This is a genomic window from Streptomyces sp. NPDC058525, assembly GCF_042719495.1.
GTDB lineage: Bacteria > Actinomycetota > Actinomycetes > Streptomycetales > Streptomycetaceae > Streptomyces.
In genome coordinates this window covers 65,520-88,193 of record NZ_JBHXNP010000010.1, presented here as the reverse complement: position 1 = coordinate 88,193, position 22,674 = coordinate 65,520, and the positions used below count along the sequence as shown (strand labels likewise).

General features: G+C 72.2%; 18 protein-coding genes. 3 read left to right on the top strand and 15 right to left on the bottom strand.

Features of this window, described 5'->3' with window-relative positions:
- Window positions 1-81: 81 nt before the first annotated feature.
- The 11 genes from ACFWP3_RS08215 to ACFWP3_RS08165 form a co-directional block, all read right to left on the bottom strand.
- Complete coding sequence (locus ACFWP3_RS08215) at window positions 82-2,421, bottom strand: hypothetical protein (protein WP_384217498.1); 2,340 nt, start codon at window positions 2,419-2,421, stop codon at window positions 82-84.
- 8 nt (window positions 2,422-2,429) lie between these two features.
- Window positions 2,430-2,852 carry a hypothetical protein gene (locus ACFWP3_RS08210; protein WP_384217495.1) on the bottom strand — a complete coding sequence of 141 codons (423 nt, stop codon included), beginning with the start codon at window positions 2,850-2,852 and terminating at the stop codon, window positions 2,430-2,432.
- Window positions 2,853-2,899: 47 nt separating this feature from the next.
- On the bottom strand, window positions 2,900-4,048 hold the full coding sequence (gene mycP / locus ACFWP3_RS08205; protein WP_384217493.1) for a type VII secretion-associated serine protease mycosin: 1,149 nt from the start codon (window positions 4,046-4,048) through the stop codon (window positions 2,900-2,902).
- Between the two features lie 51 nt (window positions 4,049-4,099).
- Window positions 4,100-5,488 (bottom strand): WXG100 family type VII secretion target, encoded by a 1,389-nt coding sequence (locus tag ACFWP3_RS08200; protein ID WP_384217490.1) that lies wholly within the window; start codon window positions 5,486-5,488, stop codon window positions 4,100-4,102.
- Entirely contained in the window at window positions 5,488-5,988 is a 501-nt protein-coding gene (locus tag ACFWP3_RS08195) for a hypothetical protein (protein WP_384217488.1), read from the bottom strand. Before ACFWP3_RS08195 ends, ACFWP3_RS08200 begins: the two co-directional genes overlap by 1 nt.
- 135 nt (window positions 5,989-6,123) lie before the next feature.
- Window positions 6,124-8,472 (bottom strand): xanthine dehydrogenase family protein molybdopterin-binding subunit, encoded by a 2,349-nt coding sequence (locus tag ACFWP3_RS08190; RefSeq protein ID WP_384217485.1) that lies wholly within the window; start codon window positions 8,470-8,472, stop codon window positions 6,124-6,126.
- A complete protein-coding gene (locus ACFWP3_RS08185; protein WP_384217483.1) occupies window positions 8,469-10,616 on the bottom strand; it encodes a 2Fe-2S iron-sulfur cluster-binding protein in 2,148 nt (715 codons plus the stop codon). Before ACFWP3_RS08185 ends, ACFWP3_RS08190 begins: the two co-directional genes overlap by 4 nt.
- On the bottom strand, window positions 10,613-11,485 hold the full coding sequence (locus ACFWP3_RS08180) for an FAD binding domain-containing protein (RefSeq protein ID WP_384217481.1): 873 nt from the start codon (window positions 11,483-11,485) through the stop codon (window positions 10,613-10,615). Before ACFWP3_RS08180 ends, ACFWP3_RS08185 begins: the two co-directional genes overlap by 4 nt.
- 254 nt (window positions 11,486-11,739) lie before the next feature.
- Entirely contained in the window at window positions 11,740-13,428 is a 1,689-nt protein-coding gene (locus tag ACFWP3_RS08175; RefSeq protein WP_384217479.1) for a beta-N-acetylhexosaminidase, read from the bottom strand.
- A gap of 146 nt (window positions 13,429-13,574) precedes the next feature.
- A complete protein-coding gene (locus ACFWP3_RS08170) occupies window positions 13,575-13,859 on the bottom strand; it encodes a DUF3039 domain-containing protein (protein WP_030010729.1) in 285 nt (94 codons plus the stop codon).
- Window positions 13,860-13,888: 29 nt separating this feature from the next.
- On the bottom strand, window positions 13,889-14,449 hold the full coding sequence (locus tag ACFWP3_RS08165; protein WP_384217476.1) for a YqgE/AlgH family protein: 561 nt from the start codon (window positions 14,447-14,449) through the stop codon (window positions 13,889-13,891).
- Window positions 14,450-14,712: 263 nt separating this feature from the next.
- Between ACFWP3_RS08165 and murA the strand changes: the two genes are divergently transcribed.
- A complete protein-coding gene (murA, locus tag ACFWP3_RS08160; RefSeq protein ID WP_384217474.1) occupies window positions 14,713-16,059 on the top strand; it encodes a UDP-N-acetylglucosamine 1-carboxyvinyltransferase in 1,347 nt (448 codons plus the stop codon).
- Window positions 16,060-16,337: 278 nt separating this feature from the next.
- Here murA and ACFWP3_RS08155 read toward each other — a convergent pair whose 3' ends face one another.
- The 4 genes from ACFWP3_RS08155 to ACFWP3_RS08140 all read right to left on the bottom strand — a co-directional run bounded on the left by ACFWP3_RS08155 (window position 16,338) and on the right by ACFWP3_RS08140 (window position 21,871).
- Window positions 16,338-16,619 carry an HU family DNA-binding protein gene (locus ACFWP3_RS08155; RefSeq protein ID WP_007264399.1) on the bottom strand — a complete coding sequence of 94 codons (282 nt, stop codon included), beginning with the start codon at window positions 16,617-16,619 and terminating at the stop codon, window positions 16,338-16,340.
- Between the two features lie 344 nt (window positions 16,620-16,963).
- Window positions 16,964-18,373 (bottom strand): NAD-dependent malic enzyme, encoded by a 1,410-nt coding sequence (locus ACFWP3_RS08150; RefSeq protein ID WP_384217472.1) that lies wholly within the window; start codon window positions 18,371-18,373, stop codon window positions 16,964-16,966.
- 493 nt (window positions 18,374-18,866) lie between these two features.
- Window positions 18,867-21,185 carry a HelD family protein gene (locus ACFWP3_RS08145; RefSeq protein WP_384217469.1) on the bottom strand — a complete coding sequence of 773 codons (2,319 nt, stop codon included), beginning with the start codon at window positions 21,183-21,185 and terminating at the stop codon, window positions 18,867-18,869.
- A gap of 116 nt (window positions 21,186-21,301) precedes the next feature.
- Window positions 21,302-21,871, bottom strand: coding sequence for a CGNR zinc finger domain-containing protein (locus ACFWP3_RS08140; RefSeq protein ID WP_384217467.1), 570 nt, complete (start codon window positions 21,869-21,871; stop codon window positions 21,302-21,304).
- Window positions 21,872-22,037: 166 nt separating this feature from the next.
- Here ACFWP3_RS08140 and ACFWP3_RS08135 point away from each other — a divergent pair, with 166 nt between their 5' ends.
- Both ACFWP3_RS08135 and ACFWP3_RS08130 read left to right on the top strand, forming a co-directional pair.
- On the top strand, window positions 22,038-22,253 hold the full coding sequence (locus ACFWP3_RS08135) for a type II toxin-antitoxin system VapB family antitoxin (protein WP_384217466.1): 216 nt from the start codon (window positions 22,038-22,040) through the stop codon (window positions 22,251-22,253).
- A 1-nt stretch (window position 22,254) separates the two neighbouring features.
- Window positions 22,255-22,671 (top strand): PIN domain-containing protein, encoded by a 417-nt coding sequence (locus ACFWP3_RS08130; RefSeq protein ID WP_384217464.1) that lies wholly within the window; start codon window positions 22,255-22,257, stop codon window positions 22,669-22,671.
- The last annotated feature ends 3 nt before the right edge of the window (window positions 22,672-22,674 follow it).

The window sequence follows — 22,674 nt, the reverse complement described above, 5'->3', positions numbered from 1 at the left end:
GACCGCACTCACGAGGGCCAGGGCCGCCACCCGGCCGCGTCGCCCGCCAATTCCCGAACTCCCCCGAACCACCCTCGTACCTCACTTCTTCGTGACGGACTGATTGCCGGTGTGCTGTTCGATACCCCAGCCGAAGTTGTAGCCCGTCAGGTTGGACTGCTTCAGCGTCTCGTCGAACGGATCTTCCGGTCCCACGGGGTGCTGTTCCAGGAAATGCTTCACAGGCGAGCCGGCCATCGCCTCGCCATGGTTGTAGACACTGGCCCTGTCCTCGTGGGCCTTGTCCTCCACCTGTTCCTTCTTGCGCTCCGCTTCGGCATCCGACCAGTCCTTCACCAGGCCGCTCGCAACCTGCTCCAGCGCACCGCTGCCCGTGTCGACGGCGAGGGGCACCAGGACTGCTGCGGCGCCGGCGGCCGCCGCAGTCGCGGGCAAGAACGCGACGCCGGCCGCGATCGCCGCCGTGGTGCCGAACTCGATCCAGCCCGAGCGCTTCTCCACGGCCTTCTCGTAGTCCTCGACCCACTTCTTGGCGTCGGCATCGATCTGCTTCGCTCGGGACTCGTCCAAAATGCCCTGGAATTCGCCGCCCGTACGAGCCGCCTCCATCAGACCGCTCTGGTTCAGCTTGCCACCGGGCCCCACCTGAGACTCCAGCATCGAAGCCTGGAAGACCGACTCAGCACGGGACATGGTGAGATAGGAATCGGGATGCTGACCCAGACTGCTCAGGAACTTGCGAGCCGTATCCCGATCGAACGTCGCGTGCCCCTCCGCCACAGGTGCGAACACGCTCGTCGGGCCGTTCTCACGCAGGCTGTGGTTCAGGTCGTCGATATAACCTGCGCCCATGTTTCCCAGGCTGTCAGCCAGGGACGCCTGATTGTTCAGCAGCTTGGCATCGCCGCCGTACTTGGACACGACCTCTTGCATGATGCTTGACGACGTCTCGTCCCGGACCAGCTTCGGCGACGGGTCGTCCCAGGCGTGGCCGAGCGTCGCCGCCTCCAGGGCGTGCCCGAGTGCGTCCGGCATGTACTGCTGGACCTTCTTCAGGTCGTCCGGATTCATGCCTTCCATGTCGATCGTGAAGTCGTACTTCTCGTTGCCGAAGAAGTCGAGGTAATTCGTGATCGTCTTCTTGGCAGCGTCCTTGCCCAGATCGGCGGTACCGGACTTCTCGGTCCCGTCGTGGTTGTAAGCGTGCGGCGTGCGATCCGGGTCGAAGAATTCCTTGGCCGCGTCCGGGCTGTGCCCCATCGCCTCCAGGAAGCTGACCACCGGGTCGTAGCCTGCGCCGTTGACCCCGGAGGGGTTGAACAGGTTCTTGCCGTAGCCGTTCAGGTGCCGGGTCGAGTTGAAGAAGTCCGGGTCCTTGGCATGGATCTGGGTCGCGTGCTCGGCGATGGGGACCAGGAACTTGGGGTCGTAGCTGCCGTACCGCATGATGCCGCCGAGCAGTTGGTACCCGTACGGCGGGTTCTGGTCGTATTTCGCGAGCGGGATGTGCTGGGTACCCAGCTTGCGCAGCTCCTGCGCGAAGCTGTCCGGCAGATGCGGCTCGCTCTTGGAGCTGGTCGCGGTGGCCAGGTTGAGGCCCAGGTTCTTCTGGAGCTCCTGGACGTCCTTGAGCCGCTGCTCGTCGAGCTTCGAGTAATCGTAGGTATCGGTGGACATGTACCCGAAGAACTCGAGCGCGCCCTTGGGCCCGAGCGTTTCGTAGAAGTTCTTGGAGAACTCCGGAACCTTGGCGTTGTCCGCGAGCAGCTCGTTGAGTTCGACCAGTTCGTCGTGCTTGAGGTCCCGCCCCTTCTTGGCGAGGTCAGCGGCGCGCCCGGCCTGCTCCGCGTCGAGGCTGGAGTACTTCGGCCCGCTGAAGTCGTGCCCGTCCGTGACGTTCGCGCCCAGCGCGCGGGCCAGGGACTCGTCGGCGTCCGCGCAGTTGTCGACCAGCTGGTCCAGCTTCGCCTGCCAGGCCTTGCGGTTCTCCTCCTGCTTGCGCTTGAACTCGGGATAGTCCGGGTCGTGCCGGGCCGCGAATTCGACCTTCGGGTCCATCGGAACAGCCGAGACCTTGCCGGCCGCGTCGACACGGAACCCGGCCGCCGGGGCCTCCTCCTCGGCGGCCTTCTTCAGTGCGGCCCGAGCCGTCTTCATGGCGGTGTGGGCCTCGCTGAGGAGCTGGTGCACGCCCTTGGCCGCTTTGGCCGCGTCGTCGAACTCCTTGGCCGTCTTGCCGACGAACTCCCGGCCCACGCCAGCGGTGACCCCGCTCCATTCGGCCTTGTCGGCCTTCGTCTTCATGCCGTTGCGCGCCGCCTCGGCCAGCTCGTCCAGCTTGGCGACCATCGCCTTCCAGTCGGCGACGGCCGTCTGGAGCTTGTCCAGCGGGGCGTTCATCACGTTCTCGTACGTCAGCATGCGGGCGCCTACTTGAGGTATGAGTTGAGCGCGGACGTGGTGAAGTCGGCGCGCAGTTGCTCCTCGTCCTTGGCGTGGGAGGAGAGCGAGTAGTTCAGCCCGTTGGAGATGTTCGCGCAGGCGGCCACGAGGGTCTTCACCTGGCTCTCCCAGGAAGTGTTCGCCTTGCTCAGCGCCGCCCCGCTCGCGAAGTTCTCCTTCGTGAGCGCGCCCGCCGCCTCGGCGGTGGAGGTCGCGGCGTGCTTGCCGTCCGTCTGCAGCCGGGAGTGGAGCTTGTACGCCTCGGAGCCGATGGCGCCGATGTGGTCCTGGTTCAGATCGAGGCCGCCGCTCCCGCCGCCGCCCGGATCGACCGGGACCTGATTGAGCCGCATGGAGACGTTGGCGGCGGCCGTGGCGCGCGCCGCCGACCATTCCTCGTCGAACGACATCGCGTGAACTCCCTCGTCGGGTCGGGTCAGCGGTCAGCGGTCAGGGCTCAGCGGTTACGGCGTACGACGACGGCCGTGACGGCCCCGCCGATCAGCAGGCAGGCTCCCAGCCCGATTCCGATCCAGGGAAGGAGATTGCCCTCCTCCTTCTCCTCGGCCTGAGCCCCCGGCTTCGGCGAAGCCGCCGAGTCGGGAGCCTTGCCGTCCGCGGAGGCCGAGGGCGCCTTGGCCGCCGCCTCGGCAGCCGCCAGGTCGGGCAGCGGGAACTCGTTCGCCGGGCCGGGGTCACCGGGGGTGGGCACGGCGACGCGGGGGCGGACGACGCCGTAGCCGACGAAGTCGTTGCGCTGGGAGCCGTCGACGGGCTTGCCGGCGGTGTTCAGGAGAACGCGGAGCACTTGGTTGTTGGTCCAGTCGGGGTGCGCGGACCAGAGGAGGGCGGCGGAGGCGGAGGCGAGGGCGGTCGCGTCACTTGTGCCGTGACTCGTGCAGAGCCCCGTCTTGCCGGCGCAGCCCGTGACGATGTCGATGCCAGGAGCAGCCATGTCAATGAACGGGCCCTGCTGCGACTCCTTGGTCGGCTCTCCGCTGGCGTCCACGGCTCCGACACCCACCACTCCGGGGGTCGCGGCCGGGTACTTGACCGTCCTGTTGCCGTCATTGCCTGCGCCGGCGAAGATCAGCTTCCCTTTGGAGAGGGCATACTTCACCGCTTCGCTGCGCGCCTCGTCGTCCTTCGGCGTGCCACCGATCGCCAGGGAGATGTTGATGATCTTGGCGTCTGAGTCCGCTGCATAACGAATGGCAGCAGCCCACGATGGGGTCGCCAGCTGCATGTCGTGAGGTACTCGAATCGGAAGGATCTTGGCACCAGGTGCCAGTCCAAATGCCCCGTCACCGCTCGGGTGTTTTCCTGTTCCGGCAATGACTGCGGCCATGGTGGTGCCATGACTGCTGACATCCGTGCGCTCGTCACCCCTGGTGCTTTCGGGTTCGAAGTCCTTGCCGGGGAGCACTTGTCCTTCGAGCTCCGGGATGCGGTCGATGCCGCTGTCGATCACCGCGACGGTCACGCCTGTGCCCGTGCTGATCTTCCAGATGTCGTCGGCCTTCATGGCGTCGAGGTGCCACTGCTGCGATCGAATGGTCTCCGCGTGGGCCGGGGTCGCGGCGACCCCGGCCAGCAGCAGACCCACCAGGGCCGAGGTCGTCTTACGCATGCGCATCCCGTACAAAGTCCGTTCTGCTCAGTCGATCACCGGCGGAACAACACGACGGTTGCCCTGCCAGGTCTCTTCGTCCTCGGCCAGGTAGTCGGGGCGTTCGCCCCGCTGGTCATCGCGTCGCCTGCCCGGCGTAGGTGTACCCGCGCCCATGCCACCGGTGGCGTTCCGCACGAGGCCCGAACCGCCCTGGGTGAACGGCGTCGCCCGACCGCCCGCCGCAGGCTGACGCCCGCCGACGATACCTCCCGGCTCGGTGGCCAGTCGGCGGCCCCCGACGGGTGCGCCCGCTCCGGTAGGGGCACCGCCCAGGCCGCCGCCCATCATGCCGTTCACCGGGCGTCCGGCATGGCCGGCCTCCGTGCCGATGACCGTGCCGCGGGGGATGCCGGAGCCGGGTCCTGTCGGGGTCACCGGGCGGCCGCCCATGATGCCGGTGTCACGCGGGGGCAGACCGATCTTGCCCAAGGGCCCGCTCGTGCCGGGGACGGGCCCGAGCGGGCCGACGGGGCCGATGCCGGGGATCGTCTTCAACCCACCGACCGGCGGCAGGGGCACGGGCGGGGCGATGGCCACGGGAGCCGGACCGATGGGGGCCGTGGGGCCGGTGGGCGGCGCCGTCACCGGCGGCGCAGTCGGGTTCGGGAGCGTGGTGACGGTGTCGAGATCCACGTCCACGTTGCGGTCCGGGGGCACAGGAACGGGCGCCGTCGGCGTGACGTCCTGCCTGGGCGGATGCCCGGGAACCCAGCCCGGTTCGTTCGCGGAGCCGGTACTGCTCGGTGCCGACGAGGTATAGGACGGGCTTCCTGAGTAGCTCCCCGGTCCGGAACTTCCTCCGGAGCGATCCCTGTCCACGTCAGTGGCCACATGAGGCGGAATGAACACCTCCGGCGGCTTAGGAAACGTAGGAATCTCCGCCTTGTCCATCTCCGTCTTGGACAGCGCATACGACTGCGACAGCTTCGTCAGCGCGTCCACAGCCCGCGTATGGTCCCCGCTCAGCTTCGACCACGCCTCCTGGCCGAGCTGCTTCGCGTCCGGGTCGTTGTGGTACTTGCGGGAGATCTCGAGGTTCTCCTTGAGGGCGGCCTCTGCCCCGGCGTCGTACTTGGGCATGTGGATCTCGGACATGGTCTGGGCCGCCAGCGTCATCCAGTGGCCGCCCGTGGAGCTGAAGTCGGCCAGGACCAGCGTTGCGCTGCCCGCGCGGTTGACCCACTCCTGGAAGGCCGTCGCGGCTTCGCCCTCCCAGCCCTTGACCTTGTGGTCCTTGAGCTTCTGGCCGATCTCCTTGATGGTCTTGGCGGCCTCGGTGAGCTGTGTGCCGCGCTGTGAGACCGTCTTCGGGTCCAGCGAGGCGACCATCGCGGCCAGTTGCGCGTGCGAGTATCCCTCGAAGTTCGTCGCCATCAGATCTCACCGCCCCGGCCCGTGCCGCCGTTCGTACCCGGGTCGTTCGGCGGCGGTGTCTGCGCGTACGGGTCGCGCTTCGGGTCGTACTGCTCCTGGGCTTCCTTAGCGATGGCCGCCATGCGCCGCTTGGTCTCCTCGTCCACGTCGCCGAAGCCCTTGCCCGCCGTCAGGATCGCGATGCCCAGGGCCTCGATCTGGCCCGCCAGCCCCTTCGACAGGGTCTGCAGCTCCGTGTGGACCGTGTTGTACGAGGCGAAGAGGGCCTCCGCCTCCGGGAAGCCCGTGCCCAGGGCGCCCGCCGGGAGCGTGCCGTGGGCCAGCTTGCCGTGGTCGGCCTGGGAGTCCTCCAGTGATGTCAGGAGGCCGTCCACCAGGCCCTTGTACTCCTTCATCGTGTCGTACTCGACCGACAGCGCCGCCGCCTGCGCCATGATCGCGTCCGCCAGTCCGGGCGTCAGATCCTGCCCGAACAGTCCCGGTTCGCTCTCCACTGCCACGCCGGCCTCCCCGACTCCCCGTCCCCGTTCGCACACGCGGTTCGCACGCGCGCGTACGCAATCTCACGGGTCACTGTAGCGACCGGCACCCACAGCCCCAACTCCCAGGTTGCAGGTGCAATGCGGGTCACAAGGTCAGGAGTTGGGTGCGGCGACCGCCGCCGATGGCCGGATCGGGAGCCTGTTGACCGGGCGGCCGGTGGCCGCCCGGACCGCCGAGGCCACCGCCGCGGGCGCCGTCACGACGGGGACCGCGCTCGCCGCCTTCGCGCCGAAGGGGGCCACCACGTCCCGTTCCTCGACCAGTTTGACGATGCGGACGGCCGGGGCGTCCAGCGACGTCGGCAGGGCGTAGCCGGTCAGGTCGGGGTGGCGGACCAGGCCCGAGACCGTGCGGAGGTTCTCCGTCAGGGCCGCGCCCACGCCCTGCGTGACGCCCGCCTCGATACGGGCCTCCAGCTGGCGCGGGTTGAGGATCCGGCCGACGTCCTGGGCCACCGCCAGCTCCACGACCCGTACCGAGCCCAGCTCGATGTCCACGTCCACCACCGCGCGGATCGCGCAGAAGGCGAGGCCGACGAAGGCGTCGCCCTGGCCGTCCGCGTCCAGGGGTTCCGTCGGGTGGGGGCGGCACTGGGCCGTCGCCCAGAGCTCCTTGCCTTCTATGGCCTCGGCGACCGTCGTCGAGAACGCGCCGTCGTACGACGTGATCCGGCCGTCCGCGATCTGCAGGAGCTCCGTGGACATGCCCAGCTTGTGGGCCATCGGCTGGAGGAGCTGGGTGCGCACCATCTTCGCCGCGCGTTCCACCGCGCCGCCCGACACCCACGTGTGCCGGCCGTGCGCCGACGGGCCGGCCGGCGGCTGGTCGGTGTCGACCGGGGCCATCGCCACCTCGTCGACGCCCAGTACCTCCTGGACGATCTGGCGGGCCAGCGTCGCGAAGCCCTGGCCGGTGTCGACGGCCGCGCAGATGACCGTCGCCGCGCCGCCCACCACCTTCACGGTGGCCGTGGAGACCTCGTCGGCGCCCTCCGCGCCCAGCATGTGCACCATGCCGACGCCGTACCCGACTCCGCGCCGCACCGCGCCCGGCTCGCCCGCGCCCTCCGGGCCGCCGGGCAGCAGCCACTCGTCCTCGGGGGTGTCCTTCGGGAGGGCGGGCAGCTTGAAGTCGCGGACCGCGCGCAGCAGTTCGGCCACCGGTGCCGGGCAGGTCACCGTCTGGCCGGTCGGGAGGAGGTCGCCCGTGGCCAGGACGTTGCGCAGCCGCAGTTCGGCGCCGTCGATGCCGAGGGCGGCCGCGAGCTTGTCCATCTGGCCTTCGTACGCGGCGCACACCTGCATGGCGCCCTCGCCGCGGACGTGGCCCGACGGCGGGTTGTTGGTGCGGACCGCCCAGCCCTCCACGAAGGCGTGCGGGACGACGTACGGGCCGCAGGCGAAGGCGACCGCCGCGGCGAGGGATTCCGAGGAGGCGTCCGCGTACGCGCCGGCGTCCATCAGGATCTGGGCCTCGACCTTGACCAGCCGGCCCTCCGCGTCCGCGTGGTGGCGGTAGCGCAGCAGGGTGGGGTGGCGGTGGGTGTGGCCGAGGAAGGACTCCTCGCGGGTGGCGGCCAGTTTGACCGGGCAGCCCGTGCGCAGGGCGAGCAGGCCGAGGGGGAGCTGGAAGGCCGCGTCCTCGCGGTCGGCCGTCGCGCCCGGCACGCCGGTGACGACGACGCGGACGCGGTCCGGTTCCAGGCCGAAGCAGGCGGCGGCCAGGTCGCGGTCGGTGTGCGGGTCGGTGGAGGCGGTGTACAGCTCGACGCCGCCGTCGGGGCGGGGCACGGCGAGCCCGGCCTCGGCGCCGATGGGCGCGGGGTCCTGGCGGCCGATGCGGTACAGGCCCTCGACGACGACCTCGCCGGTGACTTCCGGGTCGCCGTAGCGGAGCGGGATGTGCCGGATCAGGTTGCCGTCGGGGTGCAGGGCGGGGGCGCCGAAGGCCTGCTCGGGGTCGGTGACCGGGTCGAGGAGCTCGTACTCGACGGCGATCGCGGCGGCGGCGAGGCGGGCGGTGTCCGGGTGGTCGGCGGCGACGGCGGCGATGGGCTCGCCGTGGTGGCGGACGATGTCGTGGGCGAAGACCGGCCGGTCGGCGATGCGGCGGCCGTGGGTGGTGGCGCCGGGGACGTCGGCGTGGGTGACGACGGCGCGCACGCCGGGCATCTCGGCGGCGGCCGAGGTGTCGATGGAGAGGATCCGGGCGTGGGCGTGCGGGGAGCGCAGTACGGCGGCCCACAGGAGGCCCTCGGCCCACAGGTCGGCGGCGTAGGGGAAGGTGCCCTCGCTCTTGGCGCGGGTGTCGGCGGCCGGGACGGACGCACCGATTCCGCTCGGTACCCGCTGCTCGGCGGCCGTGGCCCCGTCCTCCGCCCCCAAGGTGGTGACCGTGGTGTTCACCGTTGTCGTCGCCGTCGCCGCGTCCTGCCCGCTCACGCCGTGCCTCCGTGGTGGATGCCGCCCTCGCCGGGCGCTGCCTGGTGCGGAATGCGAGCCTCCGGAGCGACCGGGGCCGGGGCCGAAGCCGAGCCCTGGCCGTGGCCTTGGCCGTGACCCTGCCCCTGGGCCCCCTCGGCCGCCGCCGCCTCGCGCCCGGCCACGACGTCGCGCACGGCGTCGATGACCCCCGCGTATCCGGAGCAGCGGCAGAGGTTGCCGCACAGGGCCTGACGCGTCTCGAGCTCGCTGGGGGCGTGGTTGCCCTCCAGCAGGTCGTGGATGGTCATCGCCATGCCGGGCACGCAGAACCCGCACTGCACCGCACCCGACCTGCACAACGCCTGCTGCACGTCCGAGAGTTCCCCGTCCGTCGCGAGTCCCTCGACGGTGCGGACCTCGCTCCCGGCGGCCGTCGCGGCCGGGACCAGGCAGGAGGCGACGAGCCGGCCGTCGACCTGCACGGCGCAGGCGCCGCACTCGCCCTGCGAGCAGCCGTCCTTGGCGCCGGCGAGGCCGAGCCGCTCACGCAGCACGTAGAGCAGGGACTCGCCGATCCAGGCGCCGGTGACGGGCCGGTCGGCGCCGTTGACGCGCAGGACGTAGGAGGCCTGCGGGTGTTCGTGATGGGCGACGGCCTCGGCTGCCGCCGTTTCTTCTCCGTACGTCGGCACCTCGGTCGGGAAACCTTCGGCGGTGTCCTCAGCCGGGGGTGCCACAGCGATGTCGGCGGTGTCCCCGGTCGGCGTGGAGCCGACCGGAATCCCGGCCGGTCCGGGGGCGACCCCGGCGAACCCGTGCCCGTCCGTACCGCCGGGCTCCGCCGCCTCCGCAGACGGCTCCCCCGCGCCGGCCACCCCGGGCTCCGCCGGGGCCTGCGCGACGGGCTCCGCGGGAGCCCCGGCGACGGGCTCCGCCCCGAACCCCTGCCCGAGCCCAGCCCGAACCAGCCCCTCCGGCCCGGCCTCCGGCTCGACCGGAGCCCCGACCGGAGCCACAGCCTGAGCCTCAACCGCAGCCTCGGCCCGCACCACAGCCTGAGCCCCAACCGCAGCCTCGGCCCGCACCGCAGCCTCGGCCCGCACCGCAGCCCCGACCGCAGCCCCAGCCTGACCCTCAGCCCGCACCTCGCCCCCGGCCTCGACCCCAGCCCCAGCCCCAGCCCCGGCCTCGACCCCAGCCCCAGCCTCCGGCTGCCCCTGCCGCCCCTGCTGCCCGTGCTCGAACCCCGGCTCCGCCGCCTCCGCCCCGACCCGCACGCCCCCGAACAGGTCCAGCCCGCCGGGCGCGACCGGATGCGGCCGCTCCTCCTCGAGCGGCACGGCCGCCGCACCGTGAGCGGCCTCGATGTCGTGCGGGGCCGGGTGCACCGGCTCGCCCGCCTCCGGGATCGGCGTGCCCACACCGGGGCCGCCCAGCACGCGCGGCCCGCGCCGCGGCTCGGAGCCGACACCGGGCCCGCCCGGCATCCGCTGTGCGGCGGCCGCCGAGGCCACGGCCTCGTCCGTGCCCGGCAGCGTCCCGGGCTGGTACGGGTACTGCTGCTGCCCGGGCTCCGGCTGCTGGGCCGCGTAGTCCGGGTGGGCGGCCCACGGCGCCGCGGCGCCGCCCGGCAGCGTGGCCGGGGCCTGGCTCCAGTCGGCGGCCCACTGGCCGGTCGACGAGGAGTCGTCCGCGAACCGCCACTCGGCCGTCGCGCCCGGATCCGGCTCCTGCTGCGACGGGGAGTGCGCCGGCGAGGGCACCGGCTCCGCCTGTGCCTCGGGCTCCGGTTCGGCGAACGCCGCGGCCACCGACGCCGGAATCGGGATCGACGCCGGGATCGGCCCGCCGACCGGGGCCGGGGCCGGAGCGGCCGGCGCCGACGCGCCCGCCTCCGGCCACTGCACCGGAAGCGTCCACGTACCGGTGGCCGACGGGTCCGTGCTGGCCGAGCCGAGCGGCACGATCATCGGCGGCGGCACGTAGCCGTGGCCGGGCGCGGCGAGCGGCTCCCCGGTCCCCAGCGCGTCCAGCATGTCCTGCGGCAGCTTCACGAAGGCCGTCGCGTCGGAGTCGTACTCGCCGCCCTGCGGCACCGGCTCCCAGCCCCAGCTCGCCGTTCCGTTCCCCTGCGTCACGTTCTCGTTCTCGTTCCCGCTCATGAGCTCAGCGCCCTCCCCAGGGCCCTGCGCGCCAGCACGGCCACCGTCCGCCGCAGATGCAGTACACCGGGGGCCACCGGCTCCCCCTGGTCGGGCACGCAGGCGGCCGCGACGTACTCGCCGAAGGCCTCCAGCGCCTCGGGGGCCAGGTGCCGCTCCCCGTCCCAGTCGATCAGCGAGGCCACCCACTGCTCGGCCTCCAGCGGGCGCAGCGGCATCGGGGCGACCGCCCCGATCGCGCAGCGCACACCCCGGCGCGCGGGGTCCAGCACCAGACCCACGGATGCCACCGCGCGCCCCGGCCCCGTCCGCCCCGTGGCCTTGAGGAACACCTGCGGCGCGTGCAGCAGCGGCACCCGGACGAAGCCGATCAGCTCGCCGGGCCGCAGCATCTCGCGGCCTGCCAGCAGGTGCGAGACGGGGATCTCGCGCGATCCGGCCGGGCCGACGATGACGAGTACGGCCTCCAGCGCGGCCAGTACGGGCAGGGCGTCGCCCGTGGGCGCGGCGGAGGCGATGTTGCCGCCGAGGGTTCCGGCGTTGCGGATCTGCGGGGGCCCGGCGGCGCGGGCGGCGGCCGCCAGCGCGGGGATCAGAGCGGCGAAATCCGGCCGTCCCATCCGCGCGTGGGTGAGTCCCGCGCCGAGCAGCGCGTGGCCGTCCTGGTACTGCCAGCCGCGAATCTCGTTGATGCGCCCCAGGCCCACCAGCGCGGCGGGGCGCAGCTGCCCGGCGTTGACGGCGGCCATGAGGTCGGTGCCGCCCGCGACGGGCACGGCGGCGGGCATGGCGGTGAGAGCCGCCACGGCCTCGTCGAGCGAGGCCGGCAGCGTCACGGACTGCGCCGCCTGCGGTGCGTGCGTGGTCAACCCAGCTGCCCCTTCCCGATGTCCCGGTCCCGGCGCTCACGCCTGTCCGCCGTACGGTACGTCCTCACCGCCGGGAGGTGGCAACTCTGGCACATCTTGCCGGGCGCCTGGCGCGAGGGTGGGCCGGGTGCCCGCGCACTCCCGGCCCGCTCCGGGCGCCCCGGGCCCGGCACCGCCGGACCCGGGCACCACCGGCCGATCGTCCGTTTTTCCCCGTATCGCCAGAAATCCAGGCAGAGTTCCGGTTCTCGTTGTCACACGTTCGGGGGCGCTCCCTCCTTCGGCCGCCCGAGCACCCCGGGGCGCCGCTGCCACGGCCGCGGCCCGCCCGGTGGCCGGTAACCGACCCCGAGGGCGTCCAGCCGCGCGTAGTGCGCCGCCATCCGCTCCTCGAACCGGGCGAAGTCCCGTTCCTCCGGGGCGGGCTGGGGGGACCACACCACTTCGGCGAAGGCCGCCAGCCGCGGGAACGCCTGGTAGTCGACGCGGGCCTGGTCCTCCGTCACCTCGGTCCAGACATTGGCCTGGGCGCCGAGCACGTGGGCGGCCGCCTCGGGCGACAACTTCGGCGGAACCGGCTCGAACCGGTACACGTCCTCCAGTGTGCGCACGTACGCGATGGGCACCGGCTCCTCGGGGCCGCCCGCCTGCCGGTAGTCCAGGTAGACGTGCTGCTCGGGGCACATCACCACGTCGTGCCCGGCCTCGGCCGCGGCGATCCCGCCCCCGTACCCGCGCCACGAGGAGACGGCCGCGCCGGGCGCGAGGCCGCCCTCGAGGATCTCGTCCCAGCCGATCAGCCGCCGCCCGCGCTCGGCGAGCCAGGTGTCGAAGTGCCGGATGAACCAGGACTGGAGCCCGTCCTCGTCGTCGACCCCCAGCTCGCGGATCCGCTCCTGCGCGGCCGCGGAGGCCCTCCACTGCGCCTTGGGGCACTCGTCGCCGCCCACGTGGACGAAGGGCGAGACCTCGGCGGGGAACAGCTCCAGCAGCTCCTCGAAGACCCCCTCGTAGAAGCGCAGGACGGCCTCGGTGGGCGCGAGCACGTTCTCGTTGATGCCCCAGTCGTTCCACACCTCCAGCGCCGAGGTGTCGACCACGTCGGTGTTGCCCAGTTCCGGGTAGGCGGCGATGGCGGCCTGCGAGTGGCCCGGCAGGTCGATCTCCGGGACCACCCGGACGTGCCGTTCGGCGGCGTACGCGACGATCTCGCGGATGTCGTCCTGCGTGTAGTAGCCGCCGTGCGGGGTCTCGTTCCACAGCGGGGAGGCGCGGTGGCCCCACCGGCTGCGCGCCCGCCACGCGCCGACCTCGGTCAGCCGCGGGTGGCGCTTGATCTCGACCCGCCAGCCCTGATCGTCCGTCAGGTGCAGGTGCAGCACGTTGAGCTTGTGCGCGGCGAGCAGGTCGATGTACCGGAGCACCCCGTCCTTGGGCATGAAGTGACGGGCCACGTCGAGCATCAGCCCGCGCCATCCGAACCGGGGCGCGTCCGCGATCCGTACGTACGGCAGGCTCCAGGTGCGCCCGGGCAGCGGGGCCTTGCGGTGGGCGTCGGGTCCCAGCAGCTGACGCAGCGTCTGGACGCCCCAGAACAGCCCGGCCTCGCTCGCGCCGGCCAGCTCGACGCCGGTCCTGTCGACGGTGAGGGCGTACGCCTCGGACGCCGGCCCCGACACCGACGCCGACCCCGGACCCGACTCCGGCCCCTGCCCCGCCCCGACCGCCGGGTCGATCCGGAGCCGTATCGCGGCGACCGCGCCGTCGGCCCCGGCGGTGGCGGGCGGCAGGCTCCAGCCGGTGGCCCCGCCCAGTTCGCGGCGGAGCCGGCGGGCGGCGCCCCCGGCGCCCGGCCCGGCGGCGAGCACCGGATCGGGCCCGAATTCGAAGCGGAGCCCGCCCTCGTGGAAGTCGGCGAGCCGGGGTGCGGGGATCAGGTCCATGCGTCAGCCCTTCGCAGCAGCATGTTGCAGTCTGCGCAACGCCCGTTCCGCAGAGTGCTCGTCGCGCTGACCCTAGTACGCGAAAGGTCCCCGGGGTACGCCGATGCGCACGCCGGGGACCTTGGTCCTGCCGCGGGAGGGCCGGACTACTTGTCCTTGCCGCCCTTGTCCTTGTCCCCGCCGGGGCCCATGGACTCGTAGATCTCCTTGCACATGGGACAGACCGGGTACTTCTTCGGGTCCCGGCCCGGCACCCAGACCTTGCCGCAGAGCGCGACGACGGGGGTCCCGTCGAGCGCGCTCGCCATGATCTTGTCCTTCTGGACGTAGTGGGCGAAGCGCTCGTGGTCGCCGTCGCCGTGGGACACCTGCGGCGTCGGCTCTACGAGGGTCCCCGTACCAGTCCCGCGCTCGGGCTCAAGAGTGCTCATAAAAACCAGGGTACTGAACGCCGCGGGGGTCAGTTGAGCGACGGGTCGTCCGGATAGGTGGCCACCATCGCGAGCTCGCTGCGCTGGCGGCGCAGGACCGCCCGCCAGAGCCGCTCGGGGTCGGGGAAGGACACGTCACCGGGCTCGGACTCCACGACGTACCAGGCTCCGTCGCCGACCTCGTCCTCCAGCTGGCCCGGGCCCCAGCCGGAGTAGCCGGCGAAGATCCGCAGCGAGCCCAGGGCCGCGGCCAGCAGCTCGGGCGGCGCCTCCAGGTCGACCAGCCCGATCGCCCCGTGCACCCGGCGCCAGCCGAGCGGCCCCTCCTCGCCCGGGATGACCGCCACCCCCAGGGCCGAGTCCAGGGCGACGGGACCGCCCTGGAAGACCACGCCGGGATCGCCGGCCAGGGGGGCCCAGGGCAGCAGGACGTCGCCGACGCCCACCGGGGTCGGCCGGTTCAGGACCACGCCGAGGGAGCCCTGCTCGTCGTGGTCGAGCAGCAGCACCACCGCGCGGTCGAAATTCGGGTCCGCGAGGGCGGGGGTGGCCACGAGCAGCCGCCCTGTGAGGGAGGACACCTCGGTCATGCCGCCATGATCCCGCACATTCGCCCGTTGCGGGGACCGGCCGGGGAGATCGGATCTCCCCCAGCTCAGGGCGCAAGGCAGCAGGAGGGAGGGCGCGCGGGCGGCGCGAGCGGAAGGCGACGCTCCGCCATGTGGTGGGTACGGAGGGTGTTGTACCGAATTCATGACAGTCCTACGGCCGCGTCAGCCATACAAACAAAGGGGTGGTGGCCCTTACTCTTTTCACTGGCCCCCTGCCCACCCCACTCCGGAACGCGAGATTCATGACCGGCACAGTCAGTGACGATGTACTGCTTGTCCACGGCGGCACCCCGCTCGAGGGCGAGATCCGTGTCCGCGGTGCGAAGAACCTCGTGCCCAAGGCCATGGTCGCCGCTCTGCTCGGCAGCGAACCCAGCCGGCTGCGCAACGTCCCCGACATCCGTGACGTCCGGGTCGTGCGCGGGCTGCTCCAGCTGCACGGGGTGACGGTCCGTCCCGGCGAGGAGCCGGGCGAGCTGGTGCTCGACCCGACCCACGTCGAGAGCGCGAACGTCGCCGACATCGACGCCCACGCGGGCTCGTCGCGCATCCCGATCCTGTTCTGCGGCCCCCTGCTGCACCGCCTCGGCCACGCCTTCATCCCCGGCCTCGGCGGCTGCGACATCGGCGGCCGGCCGATCGACTTCCACTTCGACGTGCTCCGCCAGTTCGGCGCGACCATCGAGAAGCGCGAGGGCGGCCAGTACCTGGAGGCCCCCCAGCGCCTGCGCGGCTGCAAGATCCGCCTGCCCTACCCGTCGGTCGGCTCGACCGAGCAGGTGCTCCTGACGGCTGTCCTGGCCGAGGGCGTCACCGAGCTCAGCAACGCCGCCGTGGAGCCCGAGATCGAGGACCTCATCTGCGTACTGCAGAAGATGGGCGCGATCATCTCCATGGACACCGACCGGACCATCCGGATCACCGGTGTCGACCGCCTCGGCGGCTACAACCACAAGGCGCTCCCGGACCGCCTGGAGGCCGCCTCCTGGGCTTCCGCGGCCCTGGCGACCGGCGGCAACATCTACGTGCGCGGCGCCCAGCAGCGCTCGATGATGACCTTCCTGAACACCTTCCGCCGGGTCGGCGGGGCGTTCGAGATCGACGACAACGGCATCCGCTTCTGGCACCCGGGCGGCCCGCTCAACGCCATCGCGCTGGAGACGGACGTCCACCCCGGCTTCCAGACCGACTGGCAGCAGCCGCTCGTCGTGGCCCTGACGCAGGCCGCGGGCCTGTCGATCGTCCACGAGACGGTCTACGAGTCCCGGCTCGGCTTCACCTCCGCGCTCAACCAGATGGGTGCTCACATCCAGCTGTACCGCGAGTGCCTGGGCGGCTCGGCCTGCCGCTTCGGCCAGCGCAACTTCCTGCACTCGGCGGTCGTCTCCGGCCCCACCAAGCTGCAGGGCGCCGACCTGGTCATCCCCGACCTGCGCGGCGGGTTCTCGTACCTGATCGCGGCGCTGGCGGCCGAGGGCACCTCGCGGGTCCACGGCATCGACCTGATCAACCGCGGCTACGAGAACTTCATGGAGAAGCTCATGGAGCTCGGCGCGAAGGTCGAGCTGCCCGGCGGCGACCTCGTCTGAGCCGCACACCGGCCCGCGGCGGCGCCCGCCGGGCCGTCGGACCGTCAGAAAGCCCCCCGGAGGCCCCGCAAGGGCCCCGGGGGGCTTTCTCATGGCCCCTCAGACGCCCGTCAGGCGCTCCCCGGGCCCCGCTCGGGTCCCGGCAGGCCCCGGCGGGCCAACGGCGCCCGGCGGGCCCGGCAGCGGCCGAAGGGCGGCCACCCCGTCCGGGGTGGCCGCCCTTCGGCGTACTGCTGCCGTTCCAAAGGCCTGTGCGGCCTTCGGCGCCGGGGGCAGGACTACTTGCCCTTGGCGGCTTCCTTGAGCTTGGAGCCCGCGGAGACCTTCACGCTGTAGCCGGCCGGGATCTGGATGGGGTCGCCGGTCTGCGGGTTGCGCGCGGTGCGAGCGGCACGGTGGGTGCGCTCGAAGGTCAGGAAGCCGGGGATGGTGACCTTCTCGTCGCCCTTGGCGACGATCTCGCCGACGGTCTCGGCGAGCGCGGCCAGAACGGCGTCGGCGTCCTTGCGGGTCACCTCGGCGCGCTCGGACAGAGCGGCCACCAGCTCACTGCGGTTCATGTTGTACTCCCGTGTTCAACTTGCCTTAGAGGCGTGAGATCGAAGCCGATGCTGCCAGGGCCCTCGGACAGTCCCCGGACCCGGGTCTGAACGTCAGACCCTCTCGCCCGGTTACGCATCCTGCCCCCACCAGCGGCGGGAAAGCCAATCCGGCACCCGCCGGGGTCACACGAAAAGCGCCACAGTCACGCCGCGGTGACGCTCCGTCCACGCCCTCGCCCATACGCTTCTGCGCACCGCGGGACCTCGCGGGCATCCCCGCAACCCTAGAGGCGCCCCGCACGGCCCGCATCTCGCGACGCGCCGGGATCGGGGCGCCCGTGAGGGCGGTCACAGCCCGCCGGTCAGCCGCTCTGGACGGTGGCGGCCTTGCGGACGGCTCCCGCGACGGCGCCGGCGACCTTGTCGTTGAACACCGACGGGATGATGTAGTTCGCGTTCAGCTCGTCCTCGCCGACGACGTCCGCGAGGGCGGTCGCCGCGGCCAGCATCATGTCGGTGTTCACGGTCCTCGACTGGGCGTCGAGCAGGCCTCGGAAAACACCCGGGAAGACCAGCACGTTGTTGATCTGGTTCGGGAAGTCGGAGCGGCCGGTGGCGACGACGGCGGCCGTCTGGCGCGCGACGGCCGGGTCCACCTCGGGGTCCGGGTTCGCGAGCGCGAACACGATCGCGCCTTCCGCCATCGCCGCGACGTCCTCGCCGGAGAGCACGTTCGGGGCCGAGACGCCGATGAAGACGTCGGCGCCGACCACGGCCTCCTTCAGCGTGCCCGTGTAGCCCTCGGGGTTGGTGTTGTCGGCGATCCAGCGCAGCGGGGAGTCGGGGGCCGCGTCGACGAGGTCGGGGCGGTCCGCGTGCACGACGCCGTGGATGTCGGCGCTGACGGCGTTCTTGACGCCCGCCGCGAGGAGCAGCTTGAGGATGGCGGTACCGGCCGCGCCGGCGCCCGACATGACCACCTTGACGTCGCCAACTGCCTTGCCCACGACGCGCAGTGCGTTGGTGAGGGCGGCGAGCACGACGATCGCGGTGCCGTGCTGGTCGTCGTGGAAGACGGGGATGTCGAGGGCCTCGCGCAGCCGGGCCTCAATCTCGAAGCAGCGCGGCGCGGAGATGTCCTCGAGGTTGATGCCCGCGAAGCCGGGGGCGATGGCCTTGACGGCGGCCACGATCTCGTCGGGGTCCTGGGTGTCCAGGCAGATCGGCCAGGCGTCGATGTCGGCGAAGCGCTTGAAGAGGGCCGCCTTGCCCTCCATGACCGGCATGGCGGCCATCGGGCCGATGTTGCCGAGCCCCAGCACGGCGGAGCCGTCCGTCACGACTGCGACGGTGTTGCGCTTGATGGTGAGGCGGCGCGCGTCCTCGGGGTTCTCGGCGATCGCCATGCACACGCGGGCGACGCCCGGGGTGTAGATCATCGAGAGGTCGTCACGGTTGCGGATGGGGTGCTTGGACGCCATCTCGATCTTGCCGCCGAGGTGCATCAGGAAGGTGCGGTCGGAGACCTTGCCGAGGCTGACGCCCTCGATGCCGCGCAGCTTCTCGACGATCTCGTCGGCGTGCGCGGTGGAGGTCGCGGCGATGGTGACGTCGATCCGGAGCTTCTCGTGGCCGGAGGCGGTCACGTCGAGGCCGGTGACCGAGCCGCCGGAGGACTCCACGGCGGTGGTGAGCTGGGAGACCGCGGTTCCGCTCGCGGGCACTTCCAGGCGGACCGTCATCGAATACGAGACGCTGGGCGCCGTTGCCATGGCCGTGTTCCTCTTCTGTCCCTGGTTTTCGCTGTACACACAGGGCCCGGCACACAGCAGGCGGCGTGGCGGGACCTGTTGTCCGATCGTCCCACCTACCAGCCGGTACAAGGTAACCAGCTACAAATTTCGGAAAGACACTTCCACCATACGAGATACCGGGGGCCCGCGGAAGAGCGGGGCCAACACAAACAGGTCCGCGCCCCCCACGGAGTGGAGGGCGCGGACCTGTGTACTGCCGGTACTTCTATGTCTATGACACCGACCCGCCATGCTCGCCTCGCGGCAAGTGGTCGCTCTAAGCGACGAAGGTTGGGCCCGGGGGCTTGGATCGAGTCGGTGCCTTCACCAGGCTAACAAAGGATCGCCGAATGCGGTCCCCCTCCCGGCGCCCGGTTCCGCCCACCACGCTCCTGGCCGCGGACCATCCGGCCGTACGGGCCCAGCCCGCCGCGCACGGCGCGCGGCGGGCAGCGGGCAGCAGGCAGCGGCCTTACGGGAGCAGCAGTTCCGGCACCCCGGACGCGTCGGGCCGGTCCTTCTCCGCCGAGACCACCGTCAGCTGCTGCGTCGCGCGCGTCAGCGCCACGTACAGCACCCGCAGGCCCGCCGGGGACTCGTCCGCGATCTCCGCCGGGGAGACGACGACCGTGGCGTCGTACTCCAGGCCCTTGGCCTCCAGGCTGCCCAGCGCCACCGCCCGCTCCCCCAGGCCGGCGAGCCAGCCCGCGGCCTCCGCGCGCCGGTCCATGGCGACGACCACGCCGACGGTGCCGTCGACCTGCTCCAGCAGCCTGCCGGTCTCCTCCCGGACCGCGGCGGCCAGATCGTCCCCGGCGGCCGTGAAACGGGGCTCCAGACCCGTGGAGCGCACCGCCGACGGCGGCTCCATGCCGGGCATGGCCAGGCGCAGCACCCGGGCCGCGACCTCGGCGACCTCAGCCGGGTTGCGGTAGTTGACCGTCAGCGTGAACCGCCGGCGCGGCCGGGACCCGAGGGCCTCGTCGCGGGCCGCGGCCGCCTCGTCCGGGTCGGTCCACGAGGACTGCGCCGGGTCGCCGACCACCGTCCAGGTGCCCGTCCGGCCGCGCCGGCCCACCATCCGCCACTGCATCGGCGTCAGGTCCTGGGCCTCGTCCACGATGACGTGCGCGTACTCGGTGCGTTCCGCCGCGAGCCGCTCGGCCCGCTCCCACTGGGTCTCCTCGCGGGTCGGCATCAGCTCCTCCAGCCCGCTGAGCTGGTCCAGGGGGTCCATCTCCCGCTTCCGCTTGGGCCGGGCGGGCGCGCCGAGCAGCTGGTGGAGCTCGTCCAGCAGCGCCACGTCGTGCACCGACAGGGGGCCCTTGCCGTCCGGGCCCACCCGGCGCAGCGAGCGCGCCAGCTGCCGGGTCTCGCGCGGGTTCAGCTCCCGGCGCGACCAGCGGCCGAGCCGCCGTTCGTCGGCCATCGCGGCCAGCACCGCGCGCGGGGTGAGCTCCGGCCACCAGCGGTCGAGGAAGTCGATGAAGGCGTCCTCGGTGGAGATGTCCTCGTCGAACGCGGAGCGCAGCTCGGCGGCCAGCTCCGGGTCGCTGTGCCGGCCGGACTGGCCCGACCGCGCGTAGAGGGCGTCGAGCAGCAGCTTGCGGGCGCGCGGGCGCAGCAGGTTGACCGGGGCGGTGCCGCCGAGCACGTTCTGCCGGATCCGGTTCAGCTCGTCGGCCTCCAGCTCCTGGCGCCGCCCGAAGGCCACCACGCGCAGCCGGTCAGGGGCGCAGCCACGGGCACTGCCGAGCTCCAGGGCGCCCCGTACGGCCTTGCGCAGCACCCGCAGCATCCGCGAGGAGCCCTTGATCCGGGCCACGGCCGGGTCGTCGTACGTGGTCGCCTCGGCGCCGTCGACCAGCGAGCCCAGCGCCCGGATGGCGACCTGGCCCTCCTCGCCGAGTGAGGGCAGCACGCCCTCGGTGTACGCGACGAGCAGCGGGGTCGGGGAGACGATCAGGATGCCGCCGGAGTAGCGGCGCCGGTCCTGGTAGAGGAGGTAGGCGGCGCGGTGCAGGGCGACGGCGGTCTTGCCGGTGCCGGGGCCGCCCGCGACCTCGGCGACGGAGGCGGCGGGGGCGCGGATGACGAGGTCCTGCTCGGCCTGGATGGAGGAGACGATGTCCCGCATCGAGTGCGTGCGGGCCCGGCCGAGCGCGGCCATCAGGGCGCCGTCGCCGATGGCGGGCAGCTCCCGGCCGTCCAGGAAGGCGGTGACCTCGGGGCGCATGAGGTCGTCCTCGACGCCCAGCACCTTGCGGCCCTTGGAGCGGATCACGCGGCGGCGCACGACGCGGCCGGGGTCCTTGGGCGTGGAGCGGTAGAACGGCGCGGCGGCCGGGGCCCGCCAGTCGATGACCAGCGGCGCGTAGTCGGAGTCCAGGACCCCGATGCGGCCGATGTGCAGGGTTTCGGCGATGTCGGCGCTCAGGTCCTCGCGGATCGCGTCGTCGGCGGGCTCGACGGAGGTGTAGGCGCCGTCCGGGCCGCGCTCCCCGTCCTTGCCGAGCACCAGGTCGATGCGGCCGAAGAGGAAGTCCTCGAACTCGTTGTTCAGCCGGTTCAGGTGGATGCCCGCCCGGAAGACCTGCGCGTCGCGCTCGGCGAGGGCACCGGGGGTGCCCACCTGACCGCGTTTGGCGGCGTCGTTCATCAGGAACTCGGCCTCGTGGATCTTCTCCTCGAGGCGTCTGTACACCTGGTCGAGATGCGTCTGCTCGACCGCGATCTCCCGATCTCGGACCGAATCCGCCGTGCTGTCGACAGCGGCATTCTGCGCGGCCACCAAGGCCCCCTTCTGACGTGCATGGGCGACCGTCAACCGTACGCGAATCGGCCCCCTGTCCGCACGCCCGTTCCGGAACCGCGCCCGGCGGTGTCGTACCGGCCGGGCGGCGGCGCCTAGACCGATCCGCCGGCCAGCACCCGGCGGCGGTGCCGGGCGACTCGCTCGCGGTTGCCGCACAGCTCGCTGGAGCACCAGCGGCGCCGGTGGCCGCGGGAAGTGTCCAGGTAGACCCGGGTGCAGCCGTCGCCCTCGCAGGCCCGCAGCAGCGCCAGCTCGCCGGGGTCGGTGAGCAGCTCGACGGCGTCCCTGGCCACGGCGGCGAGCAGGGTCCCGCACTCCACGCCGCCGCACAACTCCCGTACGAGGTGCCCTTCCTGGTCCCGTACGGCGCACAGGCCCGGGGGTGGTCCGGCGGCCAGCGCGTTGACCCGGGCCAGTGCGTGGCCCGTGGTGGCCGACGGCGCGGCTCCGTCCAGCTCCGCCCGTACGAGGCTCTCCACGTCGGCGCGCAGGGACCGGAAGGCGGCCGCCCAGTCCGGGCCGACCCGGGCGAGCGGCGTCCGGTCGGGCACCAGCCCGGCCCCGGCGAGCCACAGCCGCAGCCCGTCACCGTCCGAGAGCCCCTCGTGGGGGGTGAGAGTGGCCACCAGGTCCAGGCAGACCCGGCCGGAGTCGAACCGCATGCCCGTCACCGCCTCGCGTCGTGGGGCGTCCCCCCAGAGTGCCTTTGCCGGGCGCCGACCGGAACCCCGCCGTTCAGGTGTCTTCATGAAAACGACACCGTGGATGTATGCGGCATGGGCTAGCTTTGTATGGAGCATTGGTCGCCCTGCTCGCGATGGAGGTCCCATGTCTGCCACCCAGATCGACATAGACGATGAAACCCTCGCCGAGGCGATGCGGCTGTCCGGCGTGCGGACGAAGAAGGAGATGGTGAACCTCGCACTGAGCGAGTACGTCGAGCGCCAGCGCCGCACGGAAGCACGCCTCCGCTACTTCCAGGCCGCGCAGGACTGGGATGACCAGGGTTTCTGGCAGCTGCACGCCGCCCAGAAGGGCGCCTGAGGTGCTGCGCTACCTCATCGACTCGACCGCCGTCTGGCGTCTACAGCGTGATCAGGCCTTGAACGAGGCCTGGGGTCACGAGATCGACGAGGGCAACATCGGGTCCTGCGGCCCGCAGCGGATCGAGTTCCGGAGGTCGGCCAGGAACCTCGACGAGTACGAGGCGATGACCGACATGCTCAGAGACCTCCACCCTGACGTTCCCGTCCCCAAGCAGGCCTGGCAGTGGATCGAGACCGCGCAGTACCGGCTGGCCCAGCGCGGCCGCCAGCAAAGCCTCTCGGTCGTCGACTGGCTGATCTGCGCGACCGCGGCGCACCATGGCCTTGTCATTCTCCACGACGACAAGGACTTCAGCGCCGCGGCGGGTCTGCTCCCGGACGTGCGGGAGCACAACGTGCACCACGTGCCACGCTGACCG

Coding starts and splice junctions, on each gene's coding strand:
- ACFWP3_RS08215 (WP_384217498.1), bottom strand. CDS start 2,421: ATGCTGACGTACGAGAACGTGATGAACGCCCCGCTGGACAAGCTCCAG.
- ACFWP3_RS08210 (WP_384217495.1), bottom strand. CDS start 2,852: ATGTCGTTCGACGAGGAATGGTCGGCGGCGCGCGCCACGGCCGCCGCC.
- ACFWP3_RS08200 (WP_384217490.1), bottom strand. CDS start 5,488: ATGGCGACGAACTTCGAGGGATACTCGCACGCGCAACTGGCCGCGATG.
- ACFWP3_RS08185 (WP_384217483.1), bottom strand. CDS start 10,616: ATGAGCGGGAACGAGAACGAGAACGTGACGCAGGGGAACGGAACGGCG.
- ACFWP3_RS08175 (WP_384217479.1), bottom strand. CDS start 13,428: ATGGACCTGATCCCCGCACCCCGGCTCGCCGACTTCCACGAGGGCGGG.
- ACFWP3_RS08170 (WP_030010729.1), bottom strand. CDS start 13,859: ATGAGCACTCTTGAGCCCGAGCGCGGGACTGGTACGGGGACCCTCGTA.
- ACFWP3_RS08165 (WP_384217476.1), bottom strand. CDS start 14,449: ATGACCGAGGTGTCCTCCCTCACAGGGCGGCTGCTCGTGGCCACCCCC.
- murA (WP_384217474.1), top strand. CDS start 14,713: ATGACCGGCACAGTCAGTGACGATGTACTGCTTGTCCACGGCGGCACC.
- ACFWP3_RS08155 (WP_007264399.1), bottom strand. CDS start 16,619: ATGAACCGCAGTGAGCTGGTGGCCGCTCTGTCCGAGCGCGCCGAGGTG.
- ACFWP3_RS08150 (WP_384217472.1), bottom strand. CDS start 18,373: ATGGCAACGGCGCCCAGCGTCTCGTATTCGATGACGGTCCGCCTGGAA.
- ACFWP3_RS08140 (WP_384217467.1), bottom strand. CDS start 21,871: ATGCGGTTCGACTCCGGCCGGGTCTGCCTGGACCTGGTGGCCACTCTC.
- ACFWP3_RS08135 (WP_384217466.1), top strand. CDS start 22,038: ATGTCTGCCACCCAGATCGACATAGACGATGAAACCCTCGCCGAGGCG.